Origin of the sequence: Porphyromonas levii DSM 23370 (assembly GCF_000379925.1) — a bacterium.
GTDB classification, from domain to species: Bacteria; Bacteroidota; Bacteroidia; order Bacteroidales; family Porphyromonadaceae; genus Porphyromonas_A; species Porphyromonas_A levii.
The window spans coordinates 15,254-38,382 of record NZ_KB904233.1 but is presented as its reverse complement, the minus strand read 5'-3'; the positions used below and the strand labels follow the sequence as shown (position 1 = coordinate 38,382).

At 50.1% G+C, this 23,129-nt stretch carries 19 protein-coding genes; 10 read left to right on the top strand and 9 right to left on the bottom strand.

The window, feature by feature from the left end:
• From A3GG_RS0102195 to A3GG_RS0102185, 3 genes are read left to right on the top strand one after another with little or no spacing between them, the layout of a single operon-like run.
• Window positions 1-963: a calcium/sodium antiporter gene (locus A3GG_RS0102195; protein WP_018357696.1), complete on the top strand. Its 963-nt coding sequence runs from the start codon at window positions 1-3 to the stop codon at window positions 961-963.
• Window positions 960-1,814, top strand: coding sequence for a metal ABC transporter solute-binding protein, Zn/Mn family (locus tag A3GG_RS0102190; RefSeq protein ID WP_018357695.1), 855 nt, complete (start codon window positions 960-962; stop codon window positions 1,812-1,814). Before A3GG_RS0102195 ends, A3GG_RS0102190 begins: the two co-directional genes overlap by 4 nt.
• Window positions 1,814-2,467, top strand: coding sequence for a metal ABC transporter ATP-binding protein (locus A3GG_RS0102185; RefSeq protein ID WP_018357694.1), 654 nt, complete (start codon window positions 1,814-1,816; stop codon window positions 2,465-2,467). Before A3GG_RS0102190 ends, A3GG_RS0102185 begins: the two co-directional genes overlap by 1 nt.
• Here the strand turns inward: A3GG_RS0102185 and recO are convergent.
• From recO to A3GG_RS0102160, 5 genes are all read right to left on the bottom strand, one after another.
• On the bottom strand, window positions 2,464-3,180 hold the full coding sequence (recO, locus tag A3GG_RS0102180; RefSeq protein WP_018357693.1) for a DNA repair protein RecO: 717 nt from the start codon (window positions 3,178-3,180) through the stop codon (window positions 2,464-2,466). The two genes, A3GG_RS0102185 and recO, sit on opposite strands and share 4 nt — an antisense overlap.
• Complete coding sequence (locus A3GG_RS0102175) at window positions 3,180-4,637, bottom strand: aminoacyl-histidine dipeptidase (protein ID WP_018357692.1); 1,458 nt, start codon at window positions 4,635-4,637, stop codon at window positions 3,180-3,182. The genes recO and A3GG_RS0102175 overlap by 1 nt, the downstream gene beginning before the upstream one ends.
• Before the next feature lie 189 nt (window positions 4,638-4,826).
• Window positions 4,827-5,027: a hypothetical protein gene (locus A3GG_RS13295; protein WP_156808644.1), complete on the bottom strand. Its 201-nt coding sequence runs from the start codon at window positions 5,025-5,027 to the stop codon at window positions 4,827-4,829.
• Entirely contained in the window at window positions 5,005-6,099 is a 1,095-nt protein-coding gene (locus A3GG_RS0102165; protein WP_018357690.1) for a hypothetical protein, read from the bottom strand. The genes A3GG_RS13295 and A3GG_RS0102165 overlap by 23 nt, the downstream gene beginning before the upstream one ends.
• A gap of 12 nt (window positions 6,100-6,111) precedes the next feature.
• Window positions 6,112-7,269 carry a hypothetical protein gene (locus A3GG_RS0102160; RefSeq protein WP_018357689.1) on the bottom strand — a complete coding sequence of 386 codons (1,158 nt, stop codon included), beginning with the start codon at window positions 7,267-7,269 and terminating at the stop codon, window positions 6,112-6,114.
• 549 nt (window positions 7,270-7,818) lie between these two features.
• On the opposite strand from A3GG_RS0102160, the gene A3GG_RS0102150 reads away from it, so the two are divergent.
• The 7 genes from A3GG_RS0102150 (at window position 7,819) to A3GG_RS0102120 (ending at window position 16,588) form a co-directional block, all read left to right on the top strand.
• Window positions 7,819-9,312: an IMP dehydrogenase gene (locus A3GG_RS0102150; RefSeq protein ID WP_018357687.1), complete on the top strand. Its 1,494-nt coding sequence runs from the start codon at window positions 7,819-7,821 to the stop codon at window positions 9,310-9,312.
• Window positions 9,309-9,869, top strand: a complete 561-nt coding sequence (locus A3GG_RS0102145; RefSeq protein WP_018357686.1) for a DUF2284 domain-containing protein — start codon at window positions 9,309-9,311, stop codon at window positions 9,867-9,869. The genes A3GG_RS0102150 and A3GG_RS0102145 overlap by 4 nt, the downstream gene beginning before the upstream one ends.
• A 128-nt stretch (window positions 9,870-9,997) precedes the next feature.
• The gene (locus A3GG_RS0102140) at window positions 9,998-11,080 is read left to right on the top strand and encodes a Smr/MutS family protein (RefSeq protein ID WP_018357685.1); all 1,083 of its coding nucleotides are present in this window, start codon (window positions 9,998-10,000) and stop codon (window positions 11,078-11,080) included.
• Between the two features lie 10 nt (window positions 11,081-11,090).
• On the top strand, window positions 11,091-11,570 hold the full coding sequence (locus A3GG_RS0102135) for a CYTH domain-containing protein (RefSeq protein ID WP_018357684.1): 480 nt from the start codon (window positions 11,091-11,093) through the stop codon (window positions 11,568-11,570).
• Between the two features lie 21 nt (window positions 11,571-11,591).
• A complete protein-coding gene (locus tag A3GG_RS0102130) occupies window positions 11,592-13,745 on the top strand; it encodes a S46 family peptidase (RefSeq protein WP_018357683.1) in 2,154 nt (717 codons plus the stop codon).
• A gap of 8 nt (window positions 13,746-13,753) precedes the next feature.
• Complete coding sequence (locus A3GG_RS0102125) at window positions 13,754-15,484, top strand: bifunctional metallophosphatase/5'-nucleotidase (RefSeq protein ID WP_018357682.1); 1,731 nt, start codon at window positions 13,754-13,756, stop codon at window positions 15,482-15,484.
• A 6-nt stretch (window positions 15,485-15,490) separates the two neighbouring features.
• Window positions 15,491-16,588, top strand: coding sequence for a mannose-1-phosphate guanylyltransferase (locus tag A3GG_RS0102120; RefSeq protein ID WP_018357681.1), 1,098 nt, complete (start codon window positions 15,491-15,493; stop codon window positions 16,586-16,588).
• Between the two features lie 653 nt (window positions 16,589-17,241).
• Here A3GG_RS0102120 and A3GG_RS0102115 read toward each other — a convergent pair.
• From A3GG_RS0102115 to A3GG_RS0102100, 4 genes are all read right to left on the bottom strand, one after another.
• Window positions 17,242-17,685, bottom strand: coding sequence for a hypothetical protein (locus A3GG_RS0102115; protein ID WP_018357680.1), 444 nt, complete (start codon window positions 17,683-17,685; stop codon window positions 17,242-17,244).
• 82 nt (window positions 17,686-17,767) lie between these two features.
• Window positions 17,768-19,954 (bottom strand): lamin tail domain-containing protein, encoded by a 2,187-nt coding sequence (locus tag A3GG_RS0102110; protein WP_018357679.1) that lies wholly within the window; start codon window positions 19,952-19,954, stop codon window positions 17,768-17,770.
• A 54-nt stretch (window positions 19,955-20,008) separates the two neighbouring features.
• Window positions 20,009-20,911, bottom strand: a complete 903-nt coding sequence (gene lipA / locus A3GG_RS0102105; RefSeq protein ID WP_018357678.1) for a lipoyl synthase — start codon at window positions 20,909-20,911, stop codon at window positions 20,009-20,011.
• Window positions 20,908-23,076, bottom strand: coding sequence for a S9 family peptidase (locus tag A3GG_RS0102100; protein WP_018357677.1), 2,169 nt, complete (start codon window positions 23,074-23,076; stop codon window positions 20,908-20,910). The genes lipA and A3GG_RS0102100 overlap by 4 nt, the downstream gene beginning before the upstream one ends.
• Window positions 23,077-23,129: the final 53 nt, after the last annotated feature.

Sequence of the window (23,129 nt, the reverse complement as noted above, 5' to 3'; positions counted from 1 at the left end):
ATGTGGTTAGAGATTGCTTTAGTAGTGGTTGGGCTGGCACTCATCTTGGCTGGTGCCAACTTCCTTACCGATGGTGCGGCAGCGATAGCTCGGAGGTTCAAGATCCCTCAGCTCATCATAGGGCTTACGATTGTGGCTTTCGGCACCTCCGCTCCCGAGTTATCGGTGAGCGTACTCAGTAGTATCGGTGGCAATGGAGGCATTGCGGTAGGCAATGTGATCGGAAGCAATATCTTCAATATCCTACTCACCCTCGGACTATGTGCCGTGGTGTATCCCATCCCGGTGCAGCGCAACTCCATCCGGTTCGACATCCCCATATCTATCCTCGCCGCCACGGTGATGATGATCTTCGTCTCCGACCCCGCACTCGATGGCGCACCATCATCTATCTCACGTGCCGAGGCTTTGATACTCATCCTATTTGGATTGCTCTTCCTCGGCTACACCATGTATATGGGACGGCAAAATAGAGAGGAGACAGAGGCACCCGCCGAGCGCGAGAAGCACTGGGCGCTAAATGTATTGCTCATCATCGTAGGGCTAGCAGGGCTCATCTATGGTGGCGGTCTATTTGTGGACAATGCTTCGCTCATAGCCAAGAAACTAGGAGTAAGCGACACCCTGATTGGGCTCACCCTAGTGGCTTGGGGCACCTCTGCACCCGAGCTAGCCACCTCGGTAGTCGCAGCACTCAAAAAGAATACTGGTATCGCTGTGGGCAACGTAATTGGGAGCAATATCTTCAATATCTTCTTCGTGCTCGGTATCTCGGGCGTCGTTCACCCATTGCAGCACCTCCAGTTTACTACTCTCGATATCTGGATGCAGTTGATTGCTACAATCATGGCGTTTGCTATGGCACTCTTCTGGGGCAAACGTGAGATCAAACGTCCCGAAGGGCTGATTATGCTACTTCTCTTTATCGCTTACAACGCTGTACTTATCACCAACTCAATATGAATAAGTTACTTACACTACTCCTTGTAGCCCTATTCGCCACAGGCTGCACCCCGTCCAAGGAGAGTCACAAGCCCATCCTATCGGTGAGCCTATTGCCCCAGAAGTACTTCTTGAAGCATATCGTGGGCGACCTCGCCGAGGTTCACGTGCTCGTACCTTACGGTAATAACCCTGAGTACTACGACCCTACCCCAAGAAACATCGCTAAGCTCCAAGACTCACGAGGCTACTTTGCTATCGGCACTCTGCCTTTTGAGCAACAGTGGATCAATGCACTACCCGATAGTGTTGCCGTGATCAACCTTGCGGAAAGGCTACCTCACGACCTCATCCATGGGCATGAGGAAGGTCACGAACACACACATATCCATGGCGACCCGCACTACTGGACTTCGCTACAGGGCGGCAAAGCTATGGCAGAAGCTATCCTAGCGGCTACTATCGAGATATTCCCCGAAAAAGAAGCAGAGCTACGCGCCAATTACGAGAGCCATCTCACCCCCAAGTTTGGCGAGGTCGAAGCCCTCGCCCACGAGGTATTCGGGGAGAGCGATTCGTGCGCTTTCGTCATCTACCACCCCTCCCTATCCCTCTTCGCTAGTGAATGGGGCTTAACCCAGTTGGTGATAGAGGAGAATGGGCTAGAGCCTACCCCCCGTCACTTAGTACAGTTACTAGAAACCGCAAAGGCAATGGACACACGTGCTGTATTGATACAAGAGGAGTTCGACGCAAAGAATGCCGAAAACATAGCTCGCCAACTAGGGATAGCACCTCTAACCATCCAGCCGCTTGCGGAAGACTGGACAGCAGAGATGAAACGCCTTATAGAGGTATTTAGGAAGCGATAATGAGCCATCCTATATTGATAGCGAGGAAACTGGAGCTCGGCTACGATGATGAGCCGAGTATCCTAACGGGGCTTGACTTCGAGCTCTATCCCCACGACTTCATCGGTCTTTCCGGTCCTAATGGTGCGGGGAAGACCACTTTTGTCCGTGCTTTGCTAGGGCTCATCATACCCCGTAAGGGGCGTATCACCTACTATACCCCCGAAGGGCAGCAGATAGACCAACTCAATATCGGATATATGCCGCAGCAGAACCGTCTGGATAAGGCTTTCCCCATATCGGTAGAGGAGGTGGTCTTGAGTGGGCTATTCACTCATAATAGTCTGTACTCCACCAAGGAGCAAAGGGCAAAAGCACATGAAGCACTACAGCAAGTGGGCATGCTCGAAGTCGCTCATCGCGCCATAGGAGCACTATCGGGCGGACAGCTCCAGCGCGTACTCCTAGCTCGTGCTATCGTGAGCGAACCCACCCTACTGATTCTTGATGAGCCTACCACCTATGTAGATCGCACTTTCGAAGAGACCCTCCACCAGATGCTCCCTACCCTACAGCAGCACACTGCGCTGATAATGGTATCGCACAATATAGAGCATCTCAAAGACCTCTCCACTCGCATTTACCACATCGACCACACCTTCACCCAGCTCTAAAATAGCTGGCAAAGGACTTCGGGCGACCTCAGTGTGCCCACATCGGGGAAGTGATACGCAAGATAGGCGAGCAGCATATCTAGGAGGGCATTGCGCTCTTGCCGAGAGATCGGAAGCTCCTCGGGAGATTCGGTAGTGATAAATTGCACCAGTAGTTCAGAACTCCTGCCCAGTGCCTGTTCTTCCAATGTCCAAGCCCTACGGAATGCCCCCTCGGGCAAATCCAATATGTATCCCTCCCGATACCGGCTCTGATCGGGCAGAATACCCATGTGGTGCAGCATCCCTACTACCAAACGGAGGTGAAAAGAGCTCACTCCCCGATCACTCAGAGCCTCCAGCCCCATAATCTCATCCCTAAGGTAACGGTACAGTTCGGCATCGGCACTCCCCGAACGCACGATACGGGTAAGTAGCTCCACCACAAAGAGGGCTACAGCATTGGCAGCAGCATCGACCGATGGACGCATAGGCGCGTGTAGCACGACCGCCTCTCCAGGCAGTTGGATAGTCCTCGTCGGATGATACTCCATAGTCATACGCACTACAGAGAGGGGCATAAAAAGAGCGTTCGCCCTTCCCCTCTTACGAGAGGCAGAGCGAACGACCTTAAATGCGAGCGTCCCAAAACGCTCACTATATGTAGTCACAATACTGGCGCTATCAGAATAACGCACAGCACTGAGCACGATAAGTTCGGTCTCTACGAGCATTAAAGTGCCTTGAGTGTACGGAGCAAGTAGTCGTAAGTCCTAGCTACAGTAGAAATCTCCAGCTTCTCATCGGGAGAGTGTGGAAACTTGATGGTAGGACCAAAGCTAATCATCTGAGTATTTGGCATCACACCCTGTAAGATACCGCACTCTAGACCAGCGTGCATCACCTTCACTGGTGGCTCCACGCCATGCTCCTCCTTAAATACTCGCTTCATCACCTCAAGTACGTGAGAATGTGCATCGGGCTGCCAACCGTTGTAGTCCCCATCGAACTCCACTTCGGCACCAATGAGGGCAAAAGCACTCTCTATGCTCGATGCCACCATCTCCTTGCGGCTCTCGCTAGAGCTACGGGTGAGGAAAGTCACCGTAAGCTCTCCCTCAGCGAGCTTGATGGCAGCTAGGTTGCTAGACGCTTCCACAGTATCGGGGAACTCTGATAGATAAGTGATCACACCATTCTGCACCGCCTCAACAGCCTGGATAACGCTATCGGCAATCTCCTGAGGCACAACCGTCTTAGGTAGGTCGGCAAGACGCTCTACATGTATCTTGATACCGCTCTCTATACCCTGGTACTCGGTGATGTAGAGCGACTCGAACTCTGCAACCCTAGCCTGGAAGTCCTTCACCTCCTCCTCGGGCAGCGTAACCACAGCCCAAGCCTCGCGTGGTATAGCATTGCGGAGCGAACCACCCTGTAGTTCAGCTATAGAGATATTAAATTCCTCGGTAGCCTTCTTCAGGAAGCGTACCATCATCTTATTGGCATTGCCCCTACCGAGGTGGATATCCACGCCCGAGTGACCACCCTTCAGACCATTTAGCGTCACCTTCACCGCAACATCATTAGCTGGTACAGGCTTATCATCCTTATACTCTAGGCGCACATTGATATCTACACCACCAGCACAGCCCACATAGAGTTCGTCCACAAGCTCAGAATCGAGGTTAAGCATGATATCAGCCTTTGAGAAGCCAGCTTCCAGAGCGAAAGCACCCACCATACCTACCTCTTCGTCTATCGTAAAGAGCGCCTCAAGAGGACCATGCTCTAGTGTGTCATCGGATAGCACAGCAAGCGCCATCGATACACCGATACCATTATCGGCACCCAGTGTAGTCTCATTGGCCTTCACCCATTCGCCATCAACACGTGGCTGGATAGGATCCTTGGCAAAGTCGTGCTGCACATGGTTGTTTTTCTGAGGCACCATATCCAAGTGCCCCTGCAATGCTACCACAGGACGATTCTCATACCCCTTTGTGGCAGGCTTGCGTATCAAGATATTACCTACCTTATCTACATGCGTCTCTAATCCCAGTTTTTTTCCTACCGAGGAGACATACTCTACCACCTCCTTCATCTGCCCAGTAGGGCGAGGAATCTGTGTAAGCTCATAAAAATAAGCCCAGACTGTCTCTGGCTTCAGTTTCAAAATCTCATTCGACATAGTAATACTATTCTTTCTGGTTATCAATTTCTATTCACTCCCGACAAGATACCAAAATATCGCTAAACCATCAGATAAAATACACGAAAACACACCCACCTAGCTCCCTTTCGCTACCACCATGCCATACCTCCCCTTAACACAAAGTTCCTTTATAGCTACCAATAAGTCAATAATAAGTATTTTCAATTACTTTAGCTCCTGGGTATCCAGATTCGGATCCATTGGACGACGTACATTATCACGAATAATATATCCAAGAGTACTTAGGATATCGTCGATCCTAGCCTGTTCCATTAGCGGCAGTTCACTAAAGGATGCACTATTTCGAATACCCCACCATAATATCGGGGCAACATCATCTAAGTCATCCCCAAAGAACGCAATCACATCTCCCATCTCTCGAACATACTGATCTGCCAAAGCCGATGGAGCCTGCTTCGTATGCTGAGCATAATAATCCAAAACCAAAGTCTTGGCTCGATGGACTCTTGAGGAAAGAGACACTGCTATCATTATTTAGATTCTTGATTTTCTCTATCAAAAGAGAGTGACACAAAGCTTGAAGATATATCGGGACGACAGATTCATACACAATGGTAGGATGGTTATAAAACTGTATTGTGATTGGAGTGATCTCTTTGTCTGCAGTAAACCGGATGCTGTAGTAGTTGTGTCGCTCGACTTCCTCCTTATTAAGTACAGGACGGCCTTTGGCACTTAGAAACTTCACTTCAGTAGTCAAGTCTCCAATGGTAAAAGTTCGTGATTTTTTGGATATCATACGAGATATCTGAATCAGCTTCTTAACTTTCTCTACCCCCAAAGCACTGATGTTGTCCATCGACAGTAACCTTTCAGCAATCGCCGGATTAGGATTAATTCTCGTAAGCACCAGGTAGTCCGGGAACATCGGGAATAGCTGAGGTGTCTTGGGGTCAAAGCCATGCAAATAGGCATCATCGCGATATACAAGTTTAAGAGTTTGAGGTTTCGCTCCCGGACTGAGCCACCATAAACCCTCCTGACCCTTACCCCCGAAATAGAAAACGGAATACTCCTTTCTATCCGGGTAGTATCGGAATCCCTTCGGAATACGTGGTCTTTTCTGCAAAGTGATAGGTAAAGTAGAGAAAAGAATCTTCCCCTTTTCATAAACCTCATACTGGATAATAAGATTGTCATGTCTTCCCTGAGGGATTTCTACATATTCTTGTTTTGTAATCCAAAAGTCATATAGATAATTCCCTTTTTCCGCAGACCAATGCCCCACCATCGGTCGCAGTATATTATGGACATCTTTGAAATACGCATACTTAATATCTTGGTGTACCTCGTGCTTCCTCCACGGGATATGATCTTCCAGAGGTATAATGGGGAGTTGTTCTTGCGCCTTAAGTGGCGTGTACGCAAAGAGGAGGACAAAGCTCCAGAAAGCGACTAATTTTACGATCTTCTTCATACTCTTAGTTATTTACTCTTTACATTCTATCATTATGGTTGACTTTAAAATCTGAATAGGTTTATTAATATATCCGTCTGCAGCCTCATAATCAGTTGTATGTGTATGTATATATCCTTTTTTATCGCCCACGACCGATTCCACATTCATTGTGTGTCCATCTTTGATTGCCGGAATTGGCTTGAATGTACCATCGGATAGTTCAACATACCCTTTCTCTTCCTGGATCGACCGCCCTCTTTGTGCCTCCCTATGCGCTGACAACTCTTTTATTTTGTCAGATATTTGTGTCCTTGCTATGAATTTCTTGGCTTCACCGCATGGGTCTTTTCGAATAGGTGTTTCCGGAGGCGGTAGGGGAGGCGAATAGGAGCCTCCTCCCCCTCCACCACCTTCTCCAGAATCGATCTTGGACATAGTAAGGTATACCAGTGGTGAAATATTGGAATTTGTGTAGCCAAAGTCATGTATACAATGTCGCTGATATGCGTAACCCTTAAATTCAAGATTTGAACCTACCCCTGCGTACATTTCGACAACTCTCGTGAAGCAGATAGAAAGAATAGCACGAAGCTCCTCTGCTATTTCATAGGGCTTGCCATCTATGTACTGACGTATGCCAATCAAGTTGCCATCTAGATTATATAGGTGTATCTGTCCATCAAAGTGCTTTGGGACAAATCTATCGGAATCATAAAGAGGTGCTCCCGAATATAGGTACTCAATGCTAGGTATAATATGTGCATACAAGCTAACTCCTGAGATCGAATCAGAAATATTTTCGTACCGAACCAGCGTTGTATAACTCAATTTGTGGTTGAACTCTTTTGCTCTGATGGAATCAACTTCATTCGAGACCAATACAGAATTGAACTTGGCATCAAAAGGAACCCACATAAATATGGTAGAATCTCCAAAAGTTACAAATCTAGATTCATCCCAGTCTATATCGACTTCTTTCAGTATAAGTGGGGTCTCGTCATCCGATGCCGAACGCAATCGCGCACGCCTATTTGCCACTTTAGCATCAGCGTCTAATTTATTCTTTACACTTTCGAATTGTGTGAAGTTCGACAAAGACGTTTCCTCCAATTCACTGTTCTTATTACAGGAAACGGAAAGTAGAATGCATAATAGTACCAATAAAATGCTACTGCATATTTTCCTCATATTTATTTAATGAAATCAATATCCCGAACAACTCTTACCGACAAAATAATAAAAAACTAACGCACCAACAAAACAAAAAATATCCCTTCATTCTGACGGTATCAAGTCTCCTCTCCTCAGTTCAAATAGGGCAATATTGTTGTATCTTTGCAACTGAGTAATAACTCATACTGAGCGGAGACATCCAATAAAGAATATGATATTGCGCAAGAACAAAACCGTCCTTGTTCTAAGTATAATACTAATTGCGTTAGCTATAGTATTGGATATTTGGGCTGAAGGATCTAATAGAAAGGAAATAATCGGCTACCTACTAATCATGTTGCTCCCTTTAATCATCATTATTAGGAGAAATTGAGAGGGGTAATACTAGAGCGTTTTCCAGCAATATATGGCGATATACAATATGGTATAGCGCCTTATACTCGGACTTCTTTTACCGGTGCGCGCCATTGAGGGAAGGATGGGGGGGGCTTTGCAAGCTCGGACATTTTGTGTAAATTTGCGAGCAAGTTGTACCTCATAACTTTTAGAACCATTAGAGGAAACATGGCAAAAGTACTAGACCAAATCTCCCACACCTTCGGGGAGTATCTACTGATTCCGGGACTCACTACAGCAGAGTGCACCCCTGAAAATATAGACCTGCGGACACCACTGGTGAAGCACCACAAAGGTGAAGCATCCAAGATTAACCTCAACATTCCTTTCGTAAGCGCCATCATGCAATCGGTATCTAATGATACCCTTGCTATTGAGTTGGCACGCAATGGTGGCCTTTCGTTTATTTTCGGTTCGCAATCTATTGAGAGCCAAGCCGAGATGGTGCGCAAAGTGAAGAAGTTCAAGGCTGGATTCGTAACCAGCGACTCCAATCTCACTCCTTCCCAGACCCTACGAGATGTATTGGCACTCACCCAGAAGACGGGACACTCTACCATCGCTATCACAGCGGATGGCACTGCCAATGGCAAGCTCCTCGGCATTGTTACGAGCCGCGACTATCGTATCTCCACTACGCCACTAGAGACCAAGATAGAGTCTTTCATGACGCCATTTGAGAAACTCACGGTAGGCAAGCTGGGTACTACCCTCAAGGAGGCCAACGATGTAATCTGGGAGCACAAGCTCAATACCTTGCCTATCATTGATGAGGATCAGAACCTCCAATTCTTCGTATTCCGTAAGGACTACGATAGCCACAAAGAGAACCCTCTCGAGCTCTCTGGCAAAGAGAATAAGCAGCTACTAGTAGGCGGTGGTATCAATACCCGCGACTACAAGGAGCGTGTGCCTGCACTCGTAGAGGCAGGGGTAGATGTCCTATGTATCGATAGCTCCGATGGCTACTCGGTATGGCAGCAGCAGACCCTCGCTTGGGTAAAGGAGCATTATCCCGACACGCCTATCGGAGCAGGTAATGTAGTAGACCCAGATGGCTTCTTCTATCTCGTAGAGGCTGGGGCAGACTTCATAAAGGTAGGTATTGGTGGTGGCTCTATCTGTATTACTCGTGAGCAGAAGGGTATTGGTCGTGGTCAGGCATCAGCGATAATGGATATCGCCAAAGCCCGCGACAAGTACTTCGAGGAGACAGGGGTATATATCCCAATCTGTTCGGACGGTGGCATCGTGCATGATTACCACATGACGCTAGCGCTCGCCATGGGAGCCGACTTCCTGATGATGGGTAGGTACTTTGCGCGCTTCGATGAGAGCCCTACGAAGAAGCTCAAGATCAACAACAACTATGTAAAGGAGTACTGGGGCGAAGGCTCGAACCGTGCTAAGAACTGGCAGCGCTACGATAGCGGTAGCACTACCGAGGGCATGAAGTTTGAGGAGGGTGTAGATAGCTACGTCCCCTATGCTGGTAAGATGAAAGACAATCTAATGCTCACGCTGGGCAAGATGAAGTCTACCATGTGCAGTTGTGGCGCAGTAAACATCCATGAGCTACACTACAATAGCAAGATAACACTCGTATCCTCCACCTCTATCGTAGAGGGAGGCGCCCACGATGTCATCCTCAAGGAAAGATGAAATACGGAGAGATAAAGACTCATTCTAGATTGATACCGCTTCACGAATACGTGGAGCGGTATCAACATATAGAGCGGTTCCGAGAGGCTTGTAAGCATTGCCGCCAGTATGGAAAGCTCTGGAGCTGTCCGCCTTTTAACTTTGACCTCAACACCCTCCTAGAGGGCTACACACAGATAGAGCTATATGGCTACGAGGTAGTACTCAATGAGGAATATGCTGGGCGTGAGGGCTCGATGCAAGAGCTTATGGATCTTGCCGAGGAGATAGGCGATGCCGTTCGCCTGATTACCGATCGGGAAATTCTGGCACTGGAGAAGAGCCGACCCGGCAGTCGAGCCTGCTTTGCGGGAAGCTGCCGCAGGTGTCCTCGTGGTACCTGTGCTCGACTCAAGGACAAGCCTTGCCGTCATCCCGAAGCTATTCGTTACTCTCTGGAGAACTTCTGTTTCGACCTCATGGGCACTTCCGAGGAGCTTTTCGGCATCCCTACCCAATGGATAAGGGAAGGTAAACTTCCGCCCTACTACTTCTACCTTGGAGCTCTACTCTATTGAGCACTATCGGTGCTAAAATAGCCCTTACGACACATTGGTAATGATGAGGACGACCGACATTTGGCAATAAGAGACCCCGCTTATCACTGATAAATTAGGTACATTTGTGCAATATAACGTTAACGAGCATGGATATACAATTAAATATCGGGGATAGGGTTCGGTTTCTCAATACCACTGGAGGGGGTATTGTACGCAAGGTACTACGCTCTAGTGGTGTAGTATATGTAGAAGACGAGTCGGGCTTCGAGATTCCCGTACTACATAATGAGGTGGTTAAGGTAGAGGATGGGGCTACTATAGTACCGCCCGTGAGTGCTAAGAAGCAAGAGGCTCCCGCAACTACTGCGGTTCAGCCCCAGCGCAAGAGCACCTACCAACCTGCCCCTAAGCGAGGGAGCGACCCTAGTGGAGAGCTACTCAATATCACCCTATGCTATCTACCCGAGGAGGGTGGGCGCATCGGACAGAGCCACTACGAGGTATTCCTCGTCAATGACTCCAACTACGATCTCTTTGTCACCTACACCTCGGGGCGCGGTGCAGCCCATGAGCTCAGATTCGCGGGTATGATCTCTTTCGATAGCTCGGAGCTACTAGAGAGCTTTAGTCCCGACGAGCTACCCGAGCGTGCCAAGAGTACTTTCCAGATTATCGCTTTCAAGGAGGAAGGGGTGCCCTACCGCCCTAAGCACTCTGTGGATGTCGAACTGAAGATAGATGGTGCTAAGTTTTTCAAGGAGAATGCCTTTATAGAGACGCCCTACTTCGACGACCACGCCATTGTGTACGAACTAGTGAAGGACGACAAGGTAATGACCACAAATAAGATTGATGCCGAGAAGCTCGCAGCAGAAATGATGTCTCAGAAGGTGGCTACTCAGCAGAAGCGCCCTCACACCGAGCCCCAAAAGAAACTCAGCGAGCCTCTAGTAATCGACCTACATATAGATGAAGTGGTAGATAGCACCGTAGGCTTGGAGCCTCGGGATATGCTGGAGCTCCAACTCAAAAGGGTAGAGGAAGTGCTTCGAGCACATCGCAAACCCTCTTTCAAGGGAAAGAAGATTATCTTTATACACGGCAAGGGCGAGGGTGTATTGCGCCAAGCCGTAATCAATCTCCTAAAGCGCAAGTACCCCAGATATGACCAGCAGGACGCCTCATTCCAGCAATACGGATTTGGCGCTACACAGGTAACCATTAGATAAGATAGGAGCTATGGCATTAGAGATAGAACGTAAGTTTTTGCTCAAACCTGGAGCACAATTGCCTGAGAGCGATATAGTACTAAATATACAGCAAGCCTATATCGCCAACGATGAGGGACTCACGGTGCGCATTCGCCTAATCAATATGGAGGAGGCATATCTCACCATCAAGAAGGCTCGGACAGAGGAACTCGGTATCCGCAGTGAGTTTGAGTACCCAATCCCTGTAGAGGATGCGATAGAGATGATGCAGCTGAGCCACTACAGCAAGATTGTGAAACAGCGCCATATCATCACAGATGGCGCACGCAGGTGGGAGGTGGACTTCTTCTTGGAGGAGAACGAAGGGTTGATCATAGCGGAGCTGGAGCTACCATCGCTAGAAGAGACGGTCATCATCCCTGAATGGATAGGCGAGGAGGTGACCAACGACCCGCACTACCTCAACTACTACTTGGCACAACACCCCTACAGTACTTGGAATAAATAACAGACAAATAGAGATAAGAGCATGAAGATGATGAAGAGATGGTTAGCAGCCGCCGCGGCGGTACTCTTCGTAGCGCCAATAGCTAAGGCCGACGAAGGGATGTGGATGGTACAATTCCTGAAGCAACAGAACCTCGCCAAGATGCAAGCAATGGGTATGCAAATGTCGGCAGAGGATATCTACAACCCTGGCAAAGGGTCGTTAGTAGACGCTGTAGTACAGTTCGGTGGCGGATGTACGGGAGAGATCATATCTAGTCAGGGATTGGTCATCACCAATCACCACTGCGGTTTTGGTGAGATCCAAAACCACAGTTCGGTAGACCACAACTACCTCCGTGATGGGTTCTATGCCCCTACTCTACAGTCCGAGCTCCCCAACCCTGGGCTCACGGTCACGATAGTAGAGGAGATCGTAGATGCTACCGACTATCTCAATAGTTATATCAAGGCGAAAGGCATCACCGACCCACTGCAATACATGCGCCGTGCTTTTCTTCGCAAGGTAGCGGAACAGTGGTACAAGGAGAATAGAGGCGAGCTCACCAATGGTGTGAACCTAGATATGGCGCCTTTTTATGAAGGCAATAGGTACTACCTATTTGTCAAGAAGATCTACTCCGATATCCGATTGGTAGCTGCACCTCCTAGCTGTATCGGCAAGTTTGGTGCCGATACCGATAACTGGGCTTGGCCTCGCCACTCTGGCGACTTCTCGGTATTCCGCATCTACACCGCTCCCGACGGTTCGCCAGCAGAGTACGCAGCAGAGAATATCCCACTCAACCCCAAGTACTACCTCAAGATTAATAGCTCTGGAGTGCAGGAGGACGACTTCGTAATGATGATGGGCTTCCCTGGCACCACCAATCACTTCTATACCCCTAGCGAGGTAGTAGAGCGTAGAGATATAGACAACCAGATCCGCATCGACCTCAGGAAAGTTCGCCAGGAGACCATGTGGGAAGAGATGATGAAGGACGAGGCGGTCAATATCCAGTACGCAGCTAAGTACCAAGGCTCCACCAACGCTTACAAAAATGCCATAGGCACCAATTGGGCAACCAATAAGATGGACTTCGAGGGCAATAAGCGGGCAATGGTAGACAAGCTCCGCGCCTACGCCAAGAAGGTAGGCAAGCCCGAGTATGCCCAAGCTATAGACAAGATAGAATCCATGGTGGCAGAGCGTGCCAAGCTACGTGCACTCTCCAAGATATACGATGAGGGTCTGAACCGAGCCGTAGAAACTATGCGTGCTCCCCTACTTACGGAGAAAGAGTTTGCCAATACAGAGCCAGATAAGTTCATGAAGCAGCTCGACAACTACTTCAATAAGGACTACAATATAGCGGTAGATAAGAAGGTCACCAAAGCGATGCTTACCGCAGTGCTCGACTATATCCAAAAGGTGCAGGGCACTGAGACACTACCAGTGGAGCTAGCAGCGCCAGCGATTGCGAAAGCTCTTCTTGAGCGCGGAGAACTAGATAAGGTCTTCGACAATAGCCTCTACCAAAATAGAGAGAAGCTCCAGCAAATCCTCAAGGGCAAAACCTACAACGACTATGCTAGCGATCCTCTTGTGGCACTTGCCATGGCTACACACAACGACATAGCTACAATATCTAAGGCACTAGCAGAGTACGACAGAGACTTCGCCTTCGCACGCAAAACGATGCTCCAAGGGATGCTCGAGATGGAGGGCGAGATGAACCTATGGCCTGATGCCAACCTCACCCTTCGTTATACCTTCGGTAGAGTAAAGGGCTACTCGCCACGAGACAATGTCTACTATGGGCACCAGACCACGATGGAGGGTATCATGGAGAAGTGGGACGACAATAGCCCCGAGTTTTACCTGCTCCCTAAGGTCGTAGAGATATATAAGGCTAAGGACTTCGGCAAACTAGCCCTAGCGAATGGCAAGATGCCTGTGGACTTTATCTCTACTACCCACTCTACAGGTGGCAACTCTGGTTCACCACTTGTGAATGGTCGTGGCGAGCTTGTGGGTATCAACTTCGACCGCAACTGGGAAGGCGTAGGTGGTGATATACAATACCTCCCCGACTACCAGAGAAGTATCATCGTGGATGCTCGCTACCTACTCCTAGTACTTGACAAGTACCTCGGAGCCCAACGCCTACTCGACGAAATCGACATTGTAGAATAATACTCAAGATGAAGCGGATAATACTATTTGCCTCTCTGCTCCTTCTCTTGGCTGGGTGCCAACCCCCTGAGAAGAGCACCACGCTACACATCGTGCATACTACCGATGTCCATGGCAATCTTTTTCCCTACGACTTTGTCAATGACCAGCCAGGCACTGGAGGCTACGCCCGTGTCTCCAGCTATATCAAGCAGCTAAAGCAGGGAAGCGATGAAGTACTGCTTCTTGATGCGGGGGATATCCTACAAGGACAACCCTCCGCCTATTACTACAACTTTATCGACACTGCCTCCACGCATATCTATGCTCAGGTGCTCGACCAGATGGGCTACGACGCTATCTCTATAGGTAATCACGATATCGAGACAGGGCACAGCACCTATGATAGGTTCGTGGCGGAACTTAAGCTCCCCGTACTGGGTGCCAACGTACTGAAGGAGGGGACAGACGCCCCCTACTTCCTGCCCTACGTCTTTATCCAGAAGGGCGGGCGCAGGATAGCAGTGATAGGTACCACTATGCCCGGTCTTACCCACAACCTCCCTCGCGTATTGTGGGAGGGACTGGAGTTTACCGACCAGGTGGAGACCATAAAGAAGTATCTCCCCGAGATACAGGCGAGCAAACCCGATATGATTGTGGCACTCATCCATAGTGGTAGCGGCGATAAGGATGGCGAGACTCGCCCATTGTCGGAGAATGTAGGCTACCAAATGGCACGCGAGGTGCCCGAGCTGGATCTCGTACTCCTAGGGCACGACCATCGACAGCTACTTGACTCGGTAGTGCATCAGGATGGTAAGGTCACCTACCTCCTCAACCCCGCTAACGATGCCAATGCGGTGAGCCACACCGTGGTCACCTTCCACGATAGCAAGAAGGGCAAAGGACGAATCACCCTTGCCCCTGAGATTGTATCGCTCGAAGAGGTACAGCCCGACCCAGCGCTCTTGATGGGATTCAAAGACCAAGAGCAGGCAGTCAGAGACTTCGTGGCGCGCCCCATCGCTACACTCACTAGCCCTATCGAGGCTAGGAGTGCCTTCTTCCGCCCCACCCCTTTTACCGATCTTATCCACCAGCTACAGTTCTTCATCTATCCCGAGGCAGAGGTATCCTTTACCGCTCCACTGGACTTCAATGTCACCCTTAACCAAGGCGAGATAGCGGTAAGAGACCTATTCAAGCTCTATAGGTACGAAAATACCCTCTACCTCATGAAGCTCACGGGCGACGAAATCCGCAAGACGCTAGAGGAGAGCTATGATCGCTGGATACAGACCATGACCTCGCCTACCGACCGTCTTATTCAGATAGACGAGTCGAAGCTCGGTGGGCAATACCTCGCTACCAAGAATGCCTCTTTTAACTTCGACTCCGCCTCTGGGATGACCTACACTGTAGACGTTACCCAGCCCAAAGGAGAGCGCGTGATAATAGAGAAAGTAGGAACCAAGGAGTTCGACCCCCAAAAGGAATACTTAGTAGCCATCAACTCCTATCGGGGCAATGGCGGTGGTGGGCTCCTTACACGTGGCGGCGGCATCCCTGCCGAGGAGCTACCAGAGAGGCTAGTCAAGTCTACCGACAAGGATCTAAGATTCTATCTCATAGACTTCTTCAAGAAACACAATCCTTATACTCCTATTGTAAAGGCAAAGTGGTCTTTCGAACCAAAAGAGTGGACAGAGCCTGCCATTCAGCGGGATAGTACCCTCTTATTCTCCCAACAAAAGTAAGCGAAGATGAATAGTCTACTCAACGACAACTACTGTGTTATCATGGCTGGAGGGATTGGTTCCCGTTTCTGGCCTTGGAGCCGGCAGAATCGTCCCAAGCAGTTTCTCGATATCCTAGGGAGCGGGAGGTCAATGATTCTAGAGACCTTCGACCGCTTCGATACCCTAGTCCCCGAGGACAATGTATTGGTCGTAACGGGTAAGAAGTTCGAGAAGATGGTACTCAATGAGCTGCCTGCCCTCCACCCGAGCCAAGTGCTCACGGAGCCAGATCGCCGCAATACCGCTCCCGCAATTGCTTATGCTGCCTACAAGATTGCCAGCATCAACCCCGATGCGGTGATGATTGTATCCCCTGCCGATCAGCATATCACCAATATCAAAGCTTTCAGAGAGACCCTCCTCGGAGCCGTCGCCTATGTGAAGGAACACAACTGCCTCATGACCATAGGTATCCCCCCTACCTATCCCGCTACGGGCTATGGTTACATAGAGCTAGGCGAGGAAGCCAAAGCCACAGGCGTAGGACCTATCGTTAGGTTCAAGGAAAAGCCCTGCGAAGAGGAAGCGGTACAGCTCCTTGCCACAGGCAACTATGTGTGGAACTCGGGGATGTTCGTCTGGCGTGTGCGTGATATTATCAGCGCTCTTGAGAAGTACCTCCCCGAGGTAGCGGTTCACTTCGCCGAGATCAACGTATATGGTCAGCCTGGAGAGATAGATGCCGTATCCAGAGCATTCCTCGCTTGCCCTTCTATCTCCATAGACTATGGCGTAATGGAAGTGGCCGATAATGTAGCTTGTATTCAAGGGACCTTCGACTGGGACGACCTCGGCACTTGGCAGAGCCTACAGCAGCATCTAGAGCATCACCCCACACTTTGCACGCCAGAAAATACCGAGGGAAAAGGCAAGGTGCTACTCGAAGACAGCTCCCGCACCATGGTACACCAAGGCGTCAAGCACAAAGACATCGTGGTGGTAGGGCTAGAGGATTACCTCATCGTAGACCTCGATGACACCCTCCTGATCGCTCCGAAAAAAGACGACAAGCGCCTCCATCAGCTCCTCGAGAAGTACGCCAAACAACTCAAGAAGCAGTGACATAGCAAAGATAGTTGTGACCCGCCCACCAGCGGGTCACATTTGTTTACACCCCCGTATACCCAATGTCGCCATCACGAATATTCATCAGTGTAATAGCCTGATAATGTTCCCTCAATCCCTATGGTCTATATCATCGTTTGCTTGTTATCGCTATAACCATTTCCTGAGACCCTATATCAGCAAAATTTATTCCTAGAGATAAATAAATTTATTTGTACAGATAAATAAATTTATTCCTAGGAATAAATTTGCCCGCTCTCGCTCGTCACAACTGGTGCTCGCCTGAGCGATTACGGTTAGAAGGCTGCACCCCCACGACACCGCTGGGGTTCGGGATCACTCATAACGAACAATAATAGAAAACATTAGCGCAGTTTACGGTAGCCTCGGTTGAGGGCGTAGCCCGAGGCCGTGGAAAGTTAGCCCCCACCCCCCTAAAGGGGGCTTGTACTTCCTGTGAGCAAGGGAAAGCCCCCTTTAGTGGGTTTGGGGGCAGTAGCGCAGTTTACGCGAGCCTCGGTTGAGGGCGAAGCCCGAGGCCGTGGAGAGTTAGCCCCCAAACCCCCTAAAGGGGGCTTGTACATCCTGTGAGCAAGGGAAAGCCCCCTTTAGGGGGTTTGGGGGCATTGTCCCACTCCATCTATAGCTTCTTAGTCCCAACGAGACTTATTGCGCTTATTCCGGCGATGGTCACGGTCATCGTAGCGGCGGTAATATCGGTCGTCATCACGATCGTAACGGCTCTTATTTTTGCGAGTCTTAATCTTCTCTTGCTTCGTACTCTGCAGGTAAGAATTGCGGAAAGTATACTTAACCGCTATGCGATCCCGAGAATTGTATCTATTATTCCAATTGGGTCGATAGTAGTAGAGTACATCCATACGGTTGCGCCCATTCATGTAAGAATCCGCATAGTCAGGCTCACCATTGACCCTAATCACATCGCTAATATGGGTGCCCTTTCTAATCACCCCATAGTGGTTGCCATTATTTCCACCATAAGGATACCTTTGTCCACCCATAGGGATAAACATCGAACACGATGACACAAGCAACACTGTAGCAGCAGCGAGTAGCAACTTAATCTTCTTCATATCCAAAGTCCAATTTTCATTAAGTAATCTATTCCTTTCTCTCCTTTTGATAATAGAAATAGGGATAGGTTAAATCCGGGACTTACCGAATATGTAGCCATGTAGACTTATAGCTTACCGAAGCAGGCTCCTTATCGGGGTTGTAAAAGTGCAAATCCACAAGGAACAACATGGTAGGAAGCGGTGCCGTGCCCGCCCTCAGCGAAGTAAAAAGTGGACGTATATCTGCGCCCGATACTGACATAAGGACATCGCCCGTGAGACTATACAGCGTGAGTGTAGCTAGGGAGGAAAAACGTTGGAACATAGGCACCACTTGCTCCAGGCTGAGCGTAGGATTATCAGGCCATTCTATTGCACCTGTCTGAGTGTCATCGGGGAGGGCGCTCCCATCTACACTATTCTTGATCCCAGGGGTACCACCCATGCCTTTCTTTGAGCCGTTCTCTAGTGCTCGCCTCCAGCTATGACGCTGGGTGCCGTCGGCACTAGGACTGAGGCGTTCGAGCGAGAAACCCGTACGATCCGAGCTATTCTCCCCCAGCCACTGTCGGCGATAGACCACCGCATCCACCACTTGGTGGGAGGTGTGTGCGTGGAGTGCTATTTCGGAGTAAGTAGGGGAGATAGCGGGGAAGTCTATCCGCTCTACAAGGGCATGAGCATCACTCTGAGGATAGAGCTTAGGGAGTATTTCGGGAAATGGCGAGAGCACCACATAGCTCTTCGGTTGTAGGAGATACGACTCACGCACCAGCAACCACGAAGCGGCAGAGACACCCTCCTCCTTATTGGTATAAGAGAGGTAGAGATCGGCGAGGTCGACCACCTCAGACGAGTTATTGAACAACTCGATATACTTCTCCCCCGTAGTGGCAGGCGAGAGCATCAGTTCATTGATCACCACACTCCCCTGAGCCACCTTGTTATAAGGCATCAGCGTGGTAGGCGCACCAGGCGTGCCGCCATTGGGGTGGTTGCTCCTTCGCCAGCTATCAGGATTGTAAGTGACACGCTCAATAGAGGCGCCCCCTTTCGCTTCTCCCTCACCATATAGCCGAGACGAAAAGGCGACTTTGTCATACTCCACGCCATTGGCATCATTGAGCGACAGTGTGAAATTACTCCCTAGAGTGGGGAAGCGCTCCATAGGCACAAGGGTACCCAGGCGGGAGGGAGGGGAATCACTCTCTAGATAGAGGACAGCAAAAGAGCGGTTGGCTACCGTAGCCATTGGCAAGGGGTACTTGGTACGACCGTAGAGGAGATACAAATCGCCTAGCGCAAGAGGTGCGCCACTATTATTGTAGAGCTCTATGTACTTCACCGCTTGGAGAGGTCCCGACTCGGGAGGGGATGCCATAATTTCGGTAAAGTAGATACCCGTGGGTATGGCGGTACTCCCCGAGGTCTCGCCCTTAGTCTCCACAACAAACGAGAGAGAGAAGGTGCGCCCAGACCTATCTTGAAGCCCGTGGATGGTGAAGTCGTATTGGCTATTAGGCGCAAAAGCAATGCCTAGGTAGACCACCAACTGATCTGCCGCAGCCCCAGAGGCAATGGTAGGCTGAAAACCGCCGCAAGTGACCCTAGCATTGTGCACCAGCACTGGGGCAGAGAGGTAGAGCGTAACCCGCCCTATATCCTCAGGCTCGAAGCGTAGGATTTTCACCTCCTCAGGAGTTGCGCTACCGCCTACCAGCTCAGGGAGAAGGTAGGTATAGTCTAGTTTCCTTTGCGAAGAGAACTTTGTGGAGATGGTAAAACGTGGCGTAACCTTTCCTTGTCGTATCTTCACCCACTCCCCCTGCCACAGTCCGGTATGCGTACTAAAGGTTTGCAGCTGTAGCCCTCGCTCTTTGTCGTAGAAGAGCTCTACCTGTAGGTTGTTCCATACCAGTAGGGCGGACTTGAATAATTGCTGTGAGAGGACTTGGCTCGATAGCTTGCGCCAATGCCCACTATAAGCCTCGTGGGTCTCTTGCACCAGCTGAATCCCTTTCTGATTGCCATAGGGGATGACCTTATAGTAGTACCGATAGTTGCCCTCATCGATATACAAGGGGGTGTACTCAAAGGTATTGGCGGTAGTGGGAAGACTGACAAACCGGAAGCCAAAGCGCCAAGAAAGAGTACTCTCGAGCTGATAAGGCCGGAAGATAGAAGCGCTACCCGCCACACCATCATTACGATGGGTGAGGGTAGCGCCTTCGATATGAAATGCTTGTAAGTCGCCTTGCCACTCCCCTTGCCACCCCGTCTGAGCCATCACCATTAGGGGGCACCACACGAATAGAAGTAAGGAGAGACAACGACGCATGGGTTATAAGTCTTTTAGATGGATACTTTTCTTGGCGACTTCAAACTGTTGGTCGGCTTTGTAGGACGAGCGCACCAGAGGACCACTCTCCACATGCGAGAGTCCGAGTGCCTCTCCTATCTCCTTGTATCTCCTAAACTGGTCGGGGTGCACATACTCCTCCACCGCTATATTCTGCTTCGAAGGGCGAAGGTACTGCCCTATCGTAAGGCTCGAGACCCCCACAGAATAGCAATCCCGAAGTAGTTCTTCGACCTCTTCGGGCGTCTCGCCCAGCCCTACCATTATACCTGTCTTGGTGATAAAACCGCTATCCGCAATGTGCTTCAACACCTTCAGACTAGTATCGTAGGTAGCTCGGTGCCGCACCGTAGGGGTGAGCCGCTTCACCGTCTCCATATTGTGCCCCACGACATCTGGCTTGCTCTCGAGCACGGTATCGAGAGCAGTGAGGTCGCCTTGGAAGTCGGGGATGAGGACCTCGATAGTGGTATTGGGCGAGAGTCGCCGTATCTCCCGAACGGTCTCTGCCCAGTGCGCCGCTCCCCCATCGGGGAGATCGTCACGGTCTACCGAGGTGATGACGGCATACTTTAGCCCCATCCTCCTGACACTCTCCGCTACACGGCGCGGCTCGTCGGGGTCGAGCGGTGCAGGATTCTTGCACGAAGGCGTACCGCAGAAACGGCAAGAGCGGGTGCACTCATTACCCCCAATCATAAAGGTAGCAGTACCACGGCTCCAGCACTCTGCCTGATTGGGACACCGCCCACTACTGCAGATGGTATGGAGTGCCGCTTCCTTGATGGTCTCGGAAGTACCTGCGTAGTTGTCGGTACTTGCTATGCTGATCTTGAGCCAGGCGGGTTTCCGAAGGAGAGGTTCCTTCTTATTACTCATCTTCATCGCATCAGGTGCTTCTTGAAGTGGTCGGTAAATTGCCTATAGAGGTGGTTGCGGGTGTTGCCACCATAGATACTATGGTTCTTGTCGGTGTAGAATAGCATCCGGTAATCCTTATCCGCCTCCACCAGCGCAGGTACCAGCTGCATCACGCTCTGCACATGTACGTTGTCGTCCGCAGTACCGTGGACAATGAGCAGAGCCCCCTTAAGACCTGCGACATGGTTCATCACCGAAGTGTCGTGGTATCCCTTGGCATTTTGCTGTGGGGTGCGCATGTAACGCTCAGTATAGATAGAGTCGTATAGTCGCCAATCGGTAGGTGGTGCCACTGCTACTCCAGCTGCGAAGGTCCCATTACCACGAGAGAGGGTCATCAGTGTCATATACCCGCCGAAGCTCCAGCCCCAGATACCAATACGCTCTTTATCCACAAAGGACATCTGACCTAGGGCTTGGGCTGCCTCTATCTGATCTTGGCTCTCCAGCATACCCATCTGCAGATAGGTGCACTTCTTAAACTCGCTTCCTCGCCCTCCGGTGCCACGGCCATCTACTGCGACGACCACGAAACCCTCCTGCGCAAGGTACTCTTCCCAACCGAATGAGAAGCTATTCTTCACCGTCTGCGAACCTGGACCACTATACTGTGTCATCACCACTGGGTACTTCTTATGCGCATCGAAGCCCTCAGGCTTGATCATCCAAGCATTAAGCGTCTGCCCACTCTTGGTATTGACTTGTATGAATTCCCTATGATTGTACTTCACCTGTGCCAATCTCTGAGCCAGCGCATTATTATCCTCTAGAAGGGTGAGCGCCTTGGCATCGCGTGTGCGATAGATTTCGTACTTAGGTAGTTCGGTAGCCGAAGAGTGCTTAAGGAGGTAGTAGCTCAGATTGCTACTAAAGGTAGCAGTACTCCATCCCTTCTCGGGAGAGAGGTAGCGGGTACGCCCCTTTTTATCCTGTGCCACAATAGTACGATCCATAGGCGTAGGGTACGCCATGGAGTAGACCACCTCGCCACTTGGGGTTACGCCATAGAAGGTGTCGATATCGTAGTCCCCCTTGGTGAGCTGTTGCTGGCGCACGCCGGCTTGGTCGAGTCGGTAAAGCTGTGGTCTGCCACTTGTCTCAGAGACATAGTATGCCCCGTCATTGGTAAAAGCGAGCTGCAGCACCCAGCTATTGCTATCTATATAGCGGTCATCTTGGTCTTCCAACCACAGACGAGCTACTTGGCTATCGGGGTTAATCTGATATGTGCGGAGGTGGTTTTGGAGCCTATTGAGCGTGAATACGTAGAGGTGCTCCTTGTGAAAAGTCATCCGAGGGATATAAAACTCCTCTTTCATCCCAAGGTCTAGCACTGAGGTCTTGCGGTTGTCTAGGTGATACAGACAAACCGATACCTCACTATTCTTCTCTCCTGCCTTGGGGTACTTGAAGCTGTAGATATCGGGGTAATTACCCTTACCGTAAACCGTCATATCGTAGCTCTTCACCTGGCTTTCGTCCGTCCGCACAAAGGCAAGGTACTTACTATCAGCGCTCCACGACATGAGGCTAGTGAGGTAGAGCTCCTCTTCGTACACCCAGTCGGTGACACCGTTGAGTATCTCGTTTTGCTTACCATCAGTGGTCACCTGAACTTCGGTATCGAAGTCGAACTTCTTGACATATATATTATTGTCCACTACGAAAGCGCAGTTCCTACCATCGGGAGAGAGCAGAGGCACGCGTACCCGGGCACCAGGGCTCGTTAGGGGTTCTACCCTATTACGACGGACATCATAGTGGTAGGCATCGTAGGTAGCACTCCTGCGGTAAATAGACTTCCCATCGCGCAGGATAATGATATGGTGTCCGGTATCACTGATGATATAATCCTCGAAGGTATCGAAGCTACAGTCTCTTGCCGTCTTGGTATCGAAGAGCACCGCCACTTCTTTGCCGCTCTCATAGCTGTACTGCACTAATCGAGTGCCATCGTCCGACACCACGGTATAGCTATTGCCATCCGCCATAGGGCGAAAGCTATTGCCTGCGCTCCTTGCTGCATATACGCCATAGGTGATATCCTTCAGGCTAATTCCCTCTGCCCAACTAGGTACACTGGTAAGTAATGCGAATAGCACTACCACCAGACTACTGATCTTCTTCATATAGTATCTATCTAATATTCTCAACGAGTACAAATATAACGATAATCGCCCCA